This window comes from Leptospira sp. GIMC2001, from assembly GCF_028462125.1.
Classification (GTDB): Bacteria; Spirochaetota; Leptospiria; order Leptospirales; family Leptospiraceae.
Window position 1 is genome coordinate 3,811,563 of sequence record NZ_CP115468.1, and the last position, 15,041, is coordinate 3,826,603.

The following is a 15,041-nucleotide window of genomic DNA, read 5'->3' on the forward strand; positions in this document are numbered from 1 at the left end:
TGTATTATGGTAACGACAACCGTATCAGCAATCTTTAAAATTCCTCTTCCTGAACTTTTTCAAAAATTAACTAATTTTGAAAATATGGTTGAATACAATTCTTCTGTCAAATCCTCTCGTTTAGTTTCCTCATCAAGTGAACTTCCTCGCTACGCAATAGATATTGATATGGGGATAAAGAGATTTCAGTCAGAATATATAATTACTGAATTCATTGAGAACCAGAAAATAATTGCCTATTGTGAAACCAATGATCTCAGATTTGAGGATACATATATTTTCGAAGAAAAGGAAAATGGAACTTACTTTGAGATCACTGATCGAACTTCCTTGAAAGGGCTTCTTTCTTTAAGTGAAATTATTTTGAGACCTATCATGAAAAACCAAATGGAAGCAAACTTAAGAAAACTAATAGAAATCATCGAAAAAGGCAAATAGAGAGAGCAATTTTTTGAATTGACTTTCCAATTAGATATAATCGATTATATCTATGATTTCTCGAACAAGTTTTTTTATAATAATTCTTTCTGCTTCACTATTACTTTCCTTCAATCTAGACATTTCTGCTCAGGAGAATGAATCGATCAAGAATTCTCCGGATTCGAGAGACCGATTTGTCTGTATCAAAATTGCGACAACCGTCGATGGTCAAGAATATGATAAAACATTAAAATGTGAAACTAACGATGCAATTTGTTATGTTATGGAAGGTTTCTCTTTTAGTTGCATCCCAAAAATCAAAAATTCAATTGAACAGAACAAATAAGGATTCTGTTGCTTAATTGAGAACATATCTGCTAACTTCTGATTGCCATCTCTCTTTCATGAGTTTCAATCTTAATGTTAAGATCTTGAACTAATTGAGATAGATTTTGCGAAGATACAGAAATTCCATTGATCGTAGTTGCTAAGACATTTGAAAAGTCACCAATTTCGGACATAGATCTAGAAATTATTTCTGTCTGAGATCTTGATTCCTCAGTGGAATTCTTAATCTCTCTAGATAGTTCCATTACCAAATCTACACCCTGCTTCAATTGTTCGCTTGCCATCGTTTGGGATTCCGCTTGATTATTAAGATAAGCAACCAACTCACGTATTGATCGAATCGCATTTGCTACTTCGGTATACTCTTCAACAGCTGTATCTACTTGATCACTTCCGAGTAAAATCTCTTCATTGCTTTTCTTTATAAGAACATCTATTCCTTTTATACTGGCACTTGTTCTTTCCGCTAAGTTGGATATTTCATCGGCAACAACAGTGAATCCGCGTCCCGCTTCTCCAGCTCTAGCTGCTTCAATTGCTGCATTGAGGGCTAACATATTTACTTTGCTCGAAATCTCATTAATGATTTTTAGAATTTTGTTCATCTCTTGAAAACTCAAGCGAATGGATTTCATACTATCTTTCATGAACGTAATTTTTTTCTCGGCGATCTGATTACGTTCAATCATTTTGTCAATTTTATCCAGAATATTATTGGTCTCATTCGAAATTAAATCATTAGAAGTTGTTATCTGATTCACATCGGATCTTGATTCTTTCATTCGTGATTCTTGATTAATAGATTTATCTGTTATAGAATTTACTCCAGCTTCCAACTCTTCAATACTCGCTACAATTTCTTCAACAGTGGAAACTTGATGAGATGCCTGTTCCGATACGGAAGACACAGTATTAGCGAGATTCTGAGATACGGATAGAACTTCTCTTGAATTTTCTTTAATATTCTTTTTTATAAAATCATTTAGATCCGAAGCTCTTTGTACTTCGAGTTGGATTAGATGAGAATTTTTTCTAAAAATTCGAATTGTTAGTACACCAACAGAATAAATCATTATAAGACCTAAAAGACTATCATAATACTGCAATTTAAAGCTATCTTGAAATTCAGGAAGTACAATGTTACGACAATAAAAATAAAGGCTTGTTGAAGTTGAAACTAGCATTAGCGATGCGACAGATAAAAGCCGAACACCAGCAAATAATGTACATAATGATAGAATTGAAAATGAGAAAAACATATAAGTTGATAAAGCTTGAATAGGGGACACAAAGATTTTGGAAATCATTCCACCCATAATTGCAAGAATCTGAACGACTATGAAAACTATGCTCGCGGTATTGTATCTATTCTTATAAAGAAGGTATAAACTCACCTGAAGTCCTGCAAAAGCAGGAACAATTATAAACATAGTCTTTGCAGCTAATTCTGGTAAAACGATTAAGAGAATTAAATTTCCCCAGAACATAACATTCGAAAACACTATCTGTAAAATTAAAAGATACTTAGCTCTTGCACGACTCAGATAATCAAGATGCTGGTAAGGAGCAAGAATATGGGAAGAAAATTTAGAATAAAGACTCATCTTAGAAAACTATTGGATTCAAATCGATAACAGAATCAAGGAGTTTTCCAAATCCATACCCTTTCTTCAGGATGAGATAACAATTCTAGATTCCACTTTATTGACATCCATTCCATAGTTTTTTCATGAAAGAAAGAAACATGCGTATCATCTCTTGCATAGAACCATTCGGAGAAATTTTCTGACCCGTGCATTCTGTTCCAAGGAAGTGTCATGATAGAAAGTATACTTTTTGGCTTTAAAAGACTTAGAATTTTAGGAATTTCTATTCCTGGGTTATAAAAATGTTCCCACACTTCTGTACAAAAAAGAAAATCAAATTTTATTTTTGGAAAAATTGGAAAATAATTTGGGTCGTAATCATGCATTTCGTATCCATGATTAGATAAAATTTTTGATAAGGCTGGTCCAGGTCCGCAACCATAATCTAATCCAATCTTTTTTCCATCTAAAAATGGCAAAGTTGGTAGAATGGATCGATTCAAAAATTGTATATATCCAAAATTTTCGTAACTATTCTCATGCTTTTCATAACGCCTTTTCTCAGTTTCTTGATCTAGATGGTAGAATGAAGATACGAAAATTAATTCACATTTATCACAATGGTAGTATTCCCTATTTATAGGTTGTCTTGAATACAGTTCAATTCCGTTCGTATTGTAACAAAGTGGACATTTAACTTTGCTTGGATTTTGATTCACTCGCTATAATCTGGTTCCTTATACAAAAACTGAATGGATCCAATTTGAAATTGATGAACAAAATCTTCATCCAATAAGGAATTGGTAATTGCAATTTTCATTGGAATACTTTTCCCATCAACCAAAGTATAATTTTCGTAGTGAATTACACCTCTATAAGAATCAAAAACATCTCTGTAAGTAAACTGAATAAATTCAATCGCTCCAGTATCCTTTCTGGTATAGGAAATATATTGATCATGGTTTTCCGAAATTTCAAAACTTCCATTGGTCGCAAATATTTCGTGATAAAAATGATCTCCAAGTCCAATCTCCCCTAAGTAAGCAAGACTTTCATATTTATGCAACATAGTTGGTAGCAAGAGATATAGGCGTAGAGATTCCAAATATACTTTTACTTCAGAATCTTTTATAAATACCTTACCGGAAGCATCTTCAATAACAAAAGGCTCCCCATTCTCTAAACCATATATTTTACCTCTTTGACTTCCATCCGTGAAGGTAATATCCATATTTGTATTGTTAAGCGATAACCTAACCTTCATAGCTTGTACAGGTTCAGGAACAGGAGTAAAGAATCTAACAAGAGACGAATTCCAGTAGTCTACCATGTAGAATTCAAGTGCTTCAACTTTTGACCATTTTAATGGAGAAAGAGAAGGATCAATCGGATCGGATAATAGATCTCTTGCTTTCTTTTGAATATCTGCTGGAACATCACCATTTATTAGCAGATCCGTCCTCAGATCAGCTATCGCACAGGAAATTTGAAGAAAAGTAATAAATAAAAATAAAGGCAATCGACCCATGTTTCCAAGTTTAATCTCTAAGATTAGTAATGGTCAACTGGTTTCCTCAAATGGAATTGGTTTTTTATTATTTTCTGCTAAAAAAAATTCCTGACCTTTTTTCAAAGGTCAGGAGTGGTTTGGATCCAAAGGCATCTTCAGATTCAAAACCAATCAAAGTCAAATCATTAGCATTAGAGTGAAGTGTTGGGAAATACTGTATTTTCTTTTACAGAGCCAACTTCTTCGAACAATTTAGCAGAGTTTTGCAATGCTGCCCTATTTTCCGTAAGCTTACCTTCTCCGCAGACAGCGATCTGAGCCGCAGTAATTGTGGTGCCGGTAGCCGTTGATAATCCTGACGCAAGAAGAGCCTTCGGAAAAGCACGAGTTGCCTCTGATCCTCCGTATACACATACAGATAGTAATTGTGTCTCACCACCATTTCCAGACGTTACTTGAAGATCCGGTAGTTTTCCACCACCTAGCGCAACTGAGATCGGAAACTTGGATCTGAGAGTTCGATTGCAAGCGATCGCATCTGTAGATGAACCACCACTTGCACTTATCTGTCCTGCATATAGGGAAGCCGCAGTTCCCGACGGACTAAGTGCATAGGAAATTTCTCTAGCCGAAGTTAGTTCCGATTGACTGTCATTTGGTAGTTCAACTGAAATTCCTCTATTCATGCCAAGTTGTTCACAATTATCCACGGGTGTTGCACTGAGATTGATGCCTGCCGCATACGATTCTGCAGAAAGAACAAATTTTTGATTGTTCTTATTGATCGGCATCAAAGCACCAAAACCTAGACCGACTAGTGATCCGAATTTTGGATAAGCTTTTTCCGGAAGTATACTTATCGTTCTATCAATGGAAGTTGTAACTGGGTTGGGGTTTGGTTGGTTGTAGACTCCAGTAACCAGAGAAACTGGGACTGTATTTGGAAGACCTTTAAAGGCCGCTGCTTGTACATTTGGTAAAAGTTTTACTCCTGGCTTGCGACAAGCAGGTTCGTTGGCTATGACAGCAACCGAATCAGATTGGCTTTTTATATCAGCTTCACGATTAGCTGTTGTTAAACCAGCAATGCTACAATTGGCTCTTGGGATCTTGGCACAAGCTAGAGTTCCTGTTCCATCTGTTCTATCAACAACACCAAACGATGCAGCAAGTGTCGTGGTTATGGCTGCACAATTTGTTACATAATTCACAAATGAATTACAGCTCACTGGGTTTCCGCTCGCTGCAATTAATGAAACCACTGTTGCTCCTGCTCCCGTTGGAAAAGCAGCTGCGGCACCGGCATTATCACTCACAGCTAAGTGTCCAATGAAAAGAAAGTAGTCTCGAAAAGTTTTTGTCCATACAAGGGCGGCATTTCTTTTGGCATCTGTCCAAGTATCGCCACCTGTTCCAAAGAATGCATCGTATTTTAGGTTGTAAGGAACATCAGAATAGCTAGCAAAGCCTTGTGCTGAAATTGATGAACCAGTAACCGCCTCGTATTGCGTCTGTCCAAATGTGTCAATTCCACCATTGAAGGTAGCATTGGTATAGACTCCCGATGCGGTCCCAGCTTGGGTAACTGCAGTTTGAACAATGGCTCCGTATCTAAGTCCTGCATGATTGATAGAAATTGCACAGCTACCTGATGCAAGTCCTCTAATTTGTGAAGCAACTAAGCCCGCAAGTAATGCATCATCTTCAACTTTTTCTGGATGACAATTGATTGCAAGAGTTGCTAACGCTGATACTGCGATTGTTTTAATAATATATGATTTAAAGTTCATTAGTCGTAATTCCTCCTATATGAAATTAGATTTCGATTTTGTAACCGACGCGATAAGTCTGACCGCCAATAACAACTGGATAAGCAGGATATGGAGACAAAGCGGCAGCTCCACCGGCAGATTTTGTTCCAGCGCTTCCCAAGGCAGCAGATAATATGGTTTCCAGTTCGAAGAAAAGATGACCACTATTTGTAACTTGAGTCTGTGCACCTACAATCCAGTTAAGTCCGAATCCATTGACATTGAATTTTGCATTTTCGTTTATGATTGAAGGGGAAGGTGCATCACTCAAAAATGATCCGCCAGGTCCTGCAATGCCAGGGAAAGCAGCAGCCAATGTATCACCATCGACTGTACCTGAGACTGACCATCCACCTCGGAAGTAGTTCACGCCAGCTCCAACATAAAATGCCGTATCTTTCTTTTCGTTATACAGTTTGATTCCGATATAGGCAGGAATTGTCCAAGCTTTGTAGTCCCATTCTTGTTCCAGCCATCTATAACCTGCAACAGTCGAGGTTGTATAACCTCCTGCAACTTTTTGCGTATAGTTTACATTGATTCTCCAGAATAAGCTTTCTATATTGAATAGACCTTCTGATTCATAACCAACATTTAGATTGAGACCAACCATTGCCCCGTTAGTCTTTACACCTATTGCTCCTAAGCTTGTATCGTTGAGAGCTACTAGTGTATTCTCAGAATAAATCGCCTTCTGTGTTCCACCTGCGATGTCTCCATTAGCAGATCTTACAGGTCTTGCGGAATCCAATCCATCCTTCGTGATAGTTCCACCAAGTTGACCCAAATCTAATTGTGTTCCAATACCAAACATCAGGTATGAACGTGGACCCTTTTTAGCATCCTCTGCAGAAATTGCTGTAACTAGCAAAACGCAAATCGCCAAAAAGATGTTAGTAATCTTTTTAAACATTCAATGTCTCCTCAAGAGTAATCTTTTTGTTATTCGAGAAATCAAAATCGCAGCCTATGATTTCTCTAGGCTTTTAGTCATAACAAATATTATATTAAAATGTCAAATAAAAAACATTTTAACCGCAAAATAACTGCTTTGTGCCACGTACAATCAAGAGTTATATGATATCATTGCACAACTGATCATAGTTTTTGCGATGCGAACGAAAAAATGATCCAATAGGTTGATATCTGATCCTAAAAAGTATGCATGTATAGCATCGAGAAGACGGTAAGTTGCGTTAGATGAATTAAAAAAAGGCTACGACAAATGATTCCATTCATCGTAGCAAAGATCACACTCGTCACAATTGATATTTCAATAGTCAATTGTCAAGCAAAATCTCTGCTAGGTGGTATATAAAATAAAAAAAATGCCTCCCTGATTAGGAGGCAAGTTTGATTGGAGGATGAATAAAATTAGAGCAGGTTTTTATTCCATAGAAATTATTTCTATTGGTCCAAGAATTCCTGTGGACATGAGTTGAACATTTCTTCTCGAAAACTGAGAATAATGAGGATCACCAGATTTTCCTTTACCAATCTTTGAATTGTAAAGAGGACTAAATGCTTTAATTTGAATTCTATTCTTACCCACTTTCAAAAAATCTGTAATATCGATATTATATGGTGGAACGAAGTAAAATCCCACCTGTTTATCATTAACGGACAGCTCAAGTGAGTGGAAAAATCCAGAAATTTTTATAAATTTCTTTAGGAGATCATTATTCTGAAGATTAAATATAGCAGAATAATCGCCAACGCTACTGTATTTTGTTTCATTCCTCTCGGACCAATCGAAAAGTTCCGATCGCAAGAAATTTTTTCCTTCAATATTTATATCCCAAACTTGAATAGTTTCTGATCTCAATTGAGTCAATGAGTTAACATAATTAGGATATGTTTTGTTTTCTAATTTATTCTTAGAGAAAAGTATGAACCTTGATCCATAACCTTCGATTGAGATTCCTTCTTGTAGTTGAGTCAATGTTAACTTTCGAATCGTTCCATCCAGAACATTTAGGAGAAAAATTGCTTGTATTCTTTCATCATAGTTTACTCTTAATTTGGATTCATTTTTTGATTTATTCGCATAGAAGCTAAGCACTGATCCATCTTGCATCAGGCGCTTAGATGATTGAATATTTGGGCTACTTGCTACAAATGATCCAATTTTATCAGAACCTTTAATGATAAGATCTTTAATACTCAGATTTTTTAATAGCCTTACTTCACCATTAGAAATTGCTGTATTCAATAAATTTTGAATCTTTTTGTCATTAATAACGTAATTAAGGTAACCAGGTTGCTTGGTCGGTATTTTATCCAGAAAAATAATTCTCGCTCCGCTTTTTCCTAGATTTACTAGTTTTTCTGCAACTTCAATAGGGATATGTGGCACGTCTGCTACAATGATCTGCGATACCTTGTTTCCCCGAATTTCAATTTCACCACCTATGAATTTAGCTTCAAGAATTGAATCATTGTTTACCCATGACCATTCTATTCCTTGATCATGGAATACTTGTAAATGTTTGTATATAAGATGAAGCCATTTACTGCTTTCTGAAGTTTTGCTTGAATCACTTATGAAAGGAATCCCTGGAGGCAATTCAATTGTTTCCGGCTCTAAATTATCCAGATAACCTCCTCGCAAATGTTCATTGGGATCAGAAACCCCTTGTTGATAGCCAATTCCTAAAAAAGGAAAATATACCAATGTAGATTTTTTAGGTTTTCCAGATTGAAGTGCATACTGAACTCTTTTAACATATTTATTAATATGAGTCATGGCATTCCAAATTTGATTTGTTTTACGATAGTCAAATGAAAAACCAAACATAGGTGAATAAGGTGAAGACCAGGGAAACCAACCTTCCTCACCAAAATCTTCGTTTTGATACAAATATGCTGATCCATGATAGATTGTATGGTTTATTCCATTTGCAAAGGCTTTGTCAAGTGCAACTTTTACTTTCAGGGGACTACTCATATAATCTCTACCTATAAAAACAATCGATTCACAACTTGTAAGAGGTTTATTATATAAAAATGAACCCGACGATACCAGCTTTAAGAAGGAATATGAGAATTCTCCATATAGATGCTCTGCTTCAGGTATATCAATATATTTGGCGGCTTTCATTGTATCCATAGGAAGACCGTAGCCTTGAGAGCGGTGCACTAAACCACGTTTGCTCATCCATTCTTTACTTGTTTTTAAAAATCTCTCTTCTAATAATTCAGAGATAGTTAAATCGTAGTCATAAACAATTCTAGAATCTTCCTGATCAAAAATAAATTCAGGTTTACTTTGAATAGCCAGGATATGGCCATAGCCATGGTTGTATGCTGGAATTATATTCGCTGGTAAGAAAGGACGTATATCATATCCTCTTTTTGTTTCAAAAATATTAAAAAAATCCTTAGAGAAATGTCTCTCAACAATAAACTCATAACTATCGTTAAAGATTCCACGAAATGTATTTCCATAAAAACTCTTAAGTCCTGTTCGATCTCCAAATAAATACGAATAATTATTTTTTACTTTATCACTATCGAAATGATCAACCACGTAGCTAGTTTCTTCAGTAGGAATTAAAACAGGCGACTCATCCGCAGGTAATGACCAAAAACCTATAACAATCCAATTTCCTTCTGGTGCTTCCCATTGCAGGATGTTTGATTCATGACTTATAAAATTATCCAAAATTATATGGGATTTTTGATTCAATTGAATTTGATCATTCAATTGTAAAAGAAATGTGGTTCGATCATTCTTCTCAATTTTGTAAGCAACAACAGTTTCAAGTTTTAAATGATTTAAGTAAATTTTTCCCCCTTTTAGAAAATTATCACCTGTGGCCATTTGAATAATTCCGGGCAGGTAAGAGGTAAAAGGAGGATTGGGATGTTCGATTTTTAATTGAATTTTCTTTCCACCACTGACAATAACCTCGCTATGCAATAGAGTTAGGAGATTATCGTCCAAAGTCAAGTGTCTACCTCCGGTAGGCCAACCACCCGTTGAATTCAGATCCACCTTCATGTCTTTTTTCTTAGCTTCATTCATAACTATTTTTAGATTATCATAATAGGATTCTGTATCCCAACTATAAACTCGATTTCGATGGACTTCATTCATTTTTGGATTTAAACCCATGATAAAAGGTTGTATCTCCACGCCAGCAATACCCACTTCGCTAAATTCTTGAATTTCTTTTTTTAGCTGGGACGGGGTTACATCATTACCTGGCCACCACCAACGAGCGAATGGACCAAATCGGAAATCTGGATTTGTGAAGTCCTTCAATTCGAAATTATATTTGGTGAATTCTTTTAATTTAATTTCTTTTATTAAGTCTGCATGATTATTGTCGAAGGGCGATGATACTAATTTAGAATTTGAAACTCTTCCATCATCATGCTGAATGATCGTATCTCTAATCTTTAATAATACTATTTGCAACGTAATGCATGCAAAAATGCAAATCGCAAATAGTATACTTAATGGAATAATAATATACTTTTTTTTCTTAAACATCATGTAAACTTCCTTTATTTATTTTCCTCAAAATTTATATCTTCTATCAATCTTTCTGTTAAATTATATGCCCCACCCCACAGCGCAGAGAGTTCGTCTAGTTTCGAGAACCTTATATGAATTTCTTTTGGAAATTCAGAATAAAATACACTTTGTATTCTATTTCTTAATCTTTTCAGAAATAAATCTCCAGCTTCTGTATAAATTCCATAGATGAAAATTGCGTCTGGATCAATTGTAACAATTAAGTTTGAAATCGCTCGAGAAAACCATTCAACAATTTCTTCCATTACTTTCACAGCCAACTGATCATTTGAATTCCAAGCTTCAAATAACTTCTGTATTGTGATTGATTTTAGTTCTAAATTCGAGAGGATTGAACTTGGAAATTGATTTTTTAAAGTGACTATCTTCTCAATAACTCTTGGAATTAGAAGAAGAGACTCAAAGCATCCTACTCCGCCACAAGCACAAGAAAAATTGACATTCGGCTCAATAATCATATGACCTATTTCACCAGAAAAGAAATGTGATCCTCGCTTTAATTTTCCTTCTGAGATTATCCCGGATCCCAAGCCTTCACCTGCGCCGAAAAGAACAAAATTTTTTTCTTTTTCTAAACAATCTTTCTTTTTTGATGCTTGAGCTATGAATCTGAATTCATTGTCTACAATAACATCGCAGTTTATATTGAGTTTTTTTGTAATTTCTGATATAACATTTATATTCTTCCCCCAATCAGGACGCCAGGGATTCAATATCCAAATCCCTAGCGAATGGTTGACTAATCCTGGTAAGGCTACGGAAATCCTTTTAATATTCTTTTTATCAATTTTATTATCCAGAATAATTTTATCTGTAAGATCAATTACGATATCCCAGATAGTTTTTAAACTATCAGAATAAGAGTAATTCTTTTTTAATGAACCTAAAAGAATCGGGCGAACACTGAAAATTCCCACATTAATCTTGGAGCTAGAAATATGTATCGTCAGGAAGTATTCTCTGCTATCATTAATCTGATAAATTTCTGGAGGTTTTCCTCCTTCCTCGCTTGAATCTCCATGACCGATACTTACAATTAATTTTTGAGATTTAAGAAACAATAAGCACTTGTGAATTGTTGTATGACTCAATCCAGATTTAATTGATAGCTCAGAAACAGACAAAAACTTCTCATTCCAAAGCTCCATAAGAATTGTTAATCGATTGGACCTTTTTATATGTTCTGGTCTATGTCCTTTAATTATTTTCGTTCTCATAATAAATATCTATTTCCTGACAAAAAAGAATCCTCTGAATTGTATCTTGGTTTTGTAGTTCATATTTTCAAATAACCAGTATTTAAACTTTGTTTCAAAACTAGAGACTAATTTTATATCCTATTCTATAAGTATCTCCACCAACTAATACTGGAAATGCGGGATAAGGAGAAAGTGCAAAAGTACCACCAATTGATTTTGTATAGGCTTTACCCATATTAGCGGCTAAAATTGTCTCCATTTCAAAGAATAAAAATCCTCGGCTTGAAATTTGAGTTTGAATTCCAACTAGCCAATTGAACCCGAAACCATTTACTAAAAATTTAGCATTTTCATAAATGATGGATGGTGATGGTGCATCATTCAAAAACTGACCACCCGGACCAACTAATCCTGGGAATGCAAGAGCGATAGTATCACCATCAATCGTTCCAGAAAATGTCCATCCACCTCTGAAATAATTCATTCCAAATCCTGCATATAGACCGCTTGATTTATTCTTATTATAAATTTTATATCCTAAATATCCTGGAATTGTCACCGCAGTATAATCCCATTCCTGCTCAAGCCATTTGTAACCTGCAACGGTGGATGAGGTATAACCTCCTGATATTTTTTTTGTGTAGTTAATATTCATTCGAGCAAACAGCATTTCCAATCCAAATATTCCTTCCACTTCATATCCCAAATTAAGATTGAGTCCATTCATTTGGCCGTTCGCATTAACTCCAACAAATCCGAGAGTAGTATCATTCAAAGACTGCAAGGATCTTTCTGAATATATTGCTGTCTGAGGTTTGAGAGATCCAGTCCCTTCAGAATTAGGAACATAAACAGCAGATTCTAATCCTCCAGTCGTGATGAGAGGACCAATTCCTCCGAGGTCAGACTGATAGCCTATACCAAACATTAAAAAGTAGCGCGAGCCACTTCTTGTTTCGTCTGCAAGTACAATAGGCCCCATTAAAATAAAATATAATAATACTAGTCTTTTAAACATTTGGTACCCTCTTTGTTAAGAAATCTATTATATTAAATATCTTTACTTTATTAAATAAATTAGGCTTTTAGTCATAACAAATATTATATTAAAATGTCAAATAAAAAACATTTTAACCGCAAAATAACTGCTTTGTGCCACGTACAATCAAGAGTTATATGATATCATTGCACAACTGATCATAGTTTTTGCGATGCGAACGAAAAAATGATCCAATAGGTTGATATCTGATCCTAAAAAGTATGCATGTATAGCATCGAGAAGACGGTAAGTTGCGTTAGATGAATTAAAAAAAGGCTACGACAAATGATTCCATTCATCGTAGCAAAGATCACACTCGTCACAATTGATATTTAAATAATCAATTGTCAAGCAAAATCTCTGCTAGGTGATATATAAAATAAAAAAAATGCCTCCCTGATTAGGAGGCAAGTTTGATTGGAGGATGAATAAAATTAGAACAGGTGGCCCACCAGCGATGGTGGGCGAATATTATTTTTAAGCGTTAGCTTTTGGAGAAGCAGATTTCTTGATAGATTCAGCAACTTCATTGATTTTTGCTTTCACTTCTTCTACTTTACCTTCTGGCATTTTGCTTTTGATTTCTTCAGTGATCTTATTGTAGTTTTCTACAATTTTAGATCTTGTTTCATCATAATTCTTACCTGCAACAGATGTGAATTCTTTGATGTCGTTGATGATTTTGTCAACGGACTCTCTGAGTTGTACTGCTGTTTCAGAGTTGTCTTGTGCACCTTTAGCAACTAATTCACCGTAAGTTTTTTCTAGATCTACAGTAGCTTTTCCTAATCCTTCTTTTCCAGATTGAAGAAGTCCGATCCCAGCGTTAAGAATGTCGATTACAATTTTTTCCATTTTCAATTGTCTCCTGAATGATTTTGTTCGATACAAATCCGTCTCTTGGAGCCCGATTGTGCACCGCACTATTCCTTTTTACGCAACGCACAATTTCTGTCAACGAAAAATTAGATTTTTTTTCCAGATGGTTGATTTTTTTGTAAGTTGATTATGTCTCAAAATATGGATTCCTTCATTCAATGCTTCCTGATCGAACGAAGATAAGGCGTTTATTTGTAAGGGAATAAAATTTTATAAATCAAAAATCTCAACTAAAATGGGGTCATTCTTAATTTGAGATAACAAGTGTTGGGATTTGTCTTTATCATAATATTCTACAAATCTTTTCTAGATCTTGATAGAATTTTTCGAAAATTGTCGGCTTTCATACTGAGAATGCTTGCACCAGTATTGCTATCCAAAGAAAATAATTTGCGCAATATTCCTTGCCCACTTTGTAAATCACAACTTCTGTTACTGATTCTTTCATAGATTGATTGGATGAGCAAGATAATATCACAATAATTAATAGAATTTGTACCATTCTTATTACTATTAACATTTCGCTACCTCCTTTTACCTCATTCTTTTAGTTTAAAAGTTTGACAATGAAAAGAGCTGGCTGTGACAATCTTCACCAAACAACAAGTATGCGCCTATTGAAAGTTTTGACACTAATATTAAAGTCTTATAAGTGAGCAAAGATCAAGGGGCTGGGTAGCGATTATCCATGAGTTCGCCTGTCCATTTTGCACGGAGAGTAGCATTGTTTCCATTGTCATAAAAGCTGAATCCAAATTTCTCTCTATGAAAAAAAGGTCCTACGTGACCTCCCCAAAATCCTTCCGATCCAAGATATTGACAGAAAGCTCGGGACCACTTGATTGACCATGGTATGTCAGTTTTAGGAGCGCCAGTTACACCTTCGGCTCCAGCTTGAGTGCTGCAACCAGGATGTCCAGAAGGTAGATAGGCGGCTTGATCTTCTAGATCGGGAATAAATGTCGCACCACAGTGTGCGTTTCCAGATCCTGCACATGGCCCGTAGGCTGAACCATTGGTTCCAGGATATTTAGAATCCCACATCGTTGTGAATCTTCGCTCTTGACCCCACAATGCTCTTTTGAACATGCAATGGTCTTTCTTCACTTTACGATCTTCGCTAGAATACCCAACGAGGGCGCGAATATGATTGAGAGCAATTCGATGCCATTCGTCCACTTCAGCTTTAGTGGGATTTCGATTGTCTGCAAACGGTCGATTTGCATAAAAAACTTCCCGGATTCCTCGAATCTGATCACCGCTCGGGCAGATAATATTCGTAAACTGTGCTCTTGTATATTTGGTCGGGTCATAGACTGTCCCGTCCCATTTTGCATTCTCCCAAGAAGCAGCAGTTAGCCAGCCAACTCCATCTGGATCATGGGATCTATTGGTAGTATTCTCGAAAGGTTTACTAGAAAAATTATCCCAATTCGCCTGATTCGGTGTGTATTGTTCAAGTGATGATGAAGAAGCTGCAGATGCTAAAGCTAATGCAAGGAAAAGATCATTGTCGCCACTGTCTTTCTCAGTCTTACAAGCAACTAGTACAAGGCAAAGGAAAATCAAAATATGTTTATTCAATAATTTATTATTCATGTTGATTGACTCCATGATAATTGCATAATATTAAATAGAAAGCATATTTCGAATGCTTCTAATATTTTTTTATATCATGTTATATCTGATATTGTTCAAAAATTTTA

General features: G+C 35.5%; 13 protein-coding genes. 2 read left to right on the forward strand and 11 right to left on the reverse strand.

Going from position 1 to position 15,041, the window contains the following annotated elements; translation table 11 throughout:
* Positions 1-6 precede the first annotated feature (6 nt).
* Positions 7-438, forward strand: a complete 432-nt coding sequence (locus O4O04_RS18880; protein WP_272533430.1) for an SRPBCC family protein — start codon at positions 7-9, stop codon at positions 436-438.
* 52 nt (positions 439-490) lie between these two features.
* Positions 491-766: a hypothetical protein gene (locus tag O4O04_RS18885; RefSeq protein WP_272533431.1), complete on the forward strand. Its 276-nt coding sequence runs from the start codon at positions 491-493 to the stop codon at positions 764-766.
* A gap of 31 nt (positions 767-797) precedes the next feature.
* Here the strand turns inward: O4O04_RS18885 and O4O04_RS18890 are convergent, their stop codons facing one another.
* From O4O04_RS18890 to O4O04_RS18940, 11 genes are all read right to left on the reverse strand, one after another.
* On the reverse strand, positions 798-2,372 hold the full coding sequence (locus O4O04_RS18890; protein WP_272533432.1) for a methyl-accepting chemotaxis protein: 1,575 nt from the start codon (positions 2,370-2,372) through the stop codon (positions 798-800).
* A gap of 35 nt (positions 2,373-2,407) precedes the next feature.
* The gene (locus tag O4O04_RS18895) at positions 2,408-3,073 is read right to left on the reverse strand and encodes a class I SAM-dependent methyltransferase (protein ID WP_272533434.1); all 666 of its coding nucleotides are present in this window, start codon (positions 3,071-3,073) and stop codon (positions 2,408-2,410) included.
* Complete coding sequence (locus O4O04_RS18900; protein WP_272533435.1) at positions 3,070-3,882, reverse strand: LBF_0142 family lipoprotein; 813 nt, start codon at positions 3,880-3,882, stop codon at positions 3,070-3,072. The genes O4O04_RS18895 and O4O04_RS18900 overlap by 4 nt, the downstream gene beginning before the upstream one ends.
* A gap of 173 nt (positions 3,883-4,055) precedes the next feature.
* Positions 4,056-5,654, reverse strand: a complete 1,599-nt coding sequence (locus tag O4O04_RS18905) for a hypothetical protein (RefSeq protein ID WP_272533436.1) — start codon at positions 5,652-5,654, stop codon at positions 4,056-4,058.
* Between the two features lie 25 nt (positions 5,655-5,679).
* Positions 5,680-6,588: a porin OmpL1 gene (locus O4O04_RS18910; RefSeq protein ID WP_272533437.1), complete on the reverse strand. Its 909-nt coding sequence runs from the start codon at positions 6,586-6,588 to the stop codon at positions 5,680-5,682.
* 474 nt (positions 6,589-7,062) lie between these two features.
* Positions 7,063-10,176: a glycosyl hydrolase gene (locus O4O04_RS18915; protein ID WP_272533438.1), complete on the reverse strand. Its 3,114-nt coding sequence runs from the start codon at positions 10,174-10,176 to the stop codon at positions 7,063-7,065.
* 11 nt (positions 10,177-10,187) lie between these two features.
* Positions 10,188-11,435, reverse strand: a complete 1,248-nt coding sequence (locus tag O4O04_RS18920; RefSeq protein WP_272533439.1) for an ROK family protein — start codon at positions 11,433-11,435, stop codon at positions 10,188-10,190.
* A 100-nt stretch (positions 11,436-11,535) separates the two neighbouring features.
* The gene (locus O4O04_RS18925) at positions 11,536-12,435 is read right to left on the reverse strand and encodes a porin OmpL1 (protein ID WP_272533441.1); all 900 of its coding nucleotides are present in this window, start codon (positions 12,433-12,435) and stop codon (positions 11,536-11,538) included.
* Between the two features lie 498 nt (positions 12,436-12,933).
* Positions 12,934-13,311 carry a phasin-related domain-containing protein gene (locus tag O4O04_RS18930; RefSeq protein WP_272533442.1) on the reverse strand — a complete coding sequence of 126 codons (378 nt, stop codon included), beginning with the start codon at positions 13,309-13,311 and terminating at the stop codon, positions 12,934-12,936.
* A 367-nt stretch (positions 13,312-13,678) separates the two neighbouring features.
* Positions 13,679-13,855 (reverse strand): hypothetical protein, encoded by a 177-nt coding sequence (locus tag O4O04_RS18935; protein WP_272533443.1) that lies wholly within the window; start codon positions 13,853-13,855, stop codon positions 13,679-13,681.
* A gap of 143 nt (positions 13,856-13,998) precedes the next feature.
* Complete coding sequence (locus O4O04_RS18940) at positions 13,999-14,934, reverse strand: hypothetical protein (RefSeq protein WP_272533444.1); 936 nt, start codon at positions 14,932-14,934, stop codon at positions 13,999-14,001.
* Positions 14,935-15,041: the final 107 nt, after the last annotated feature.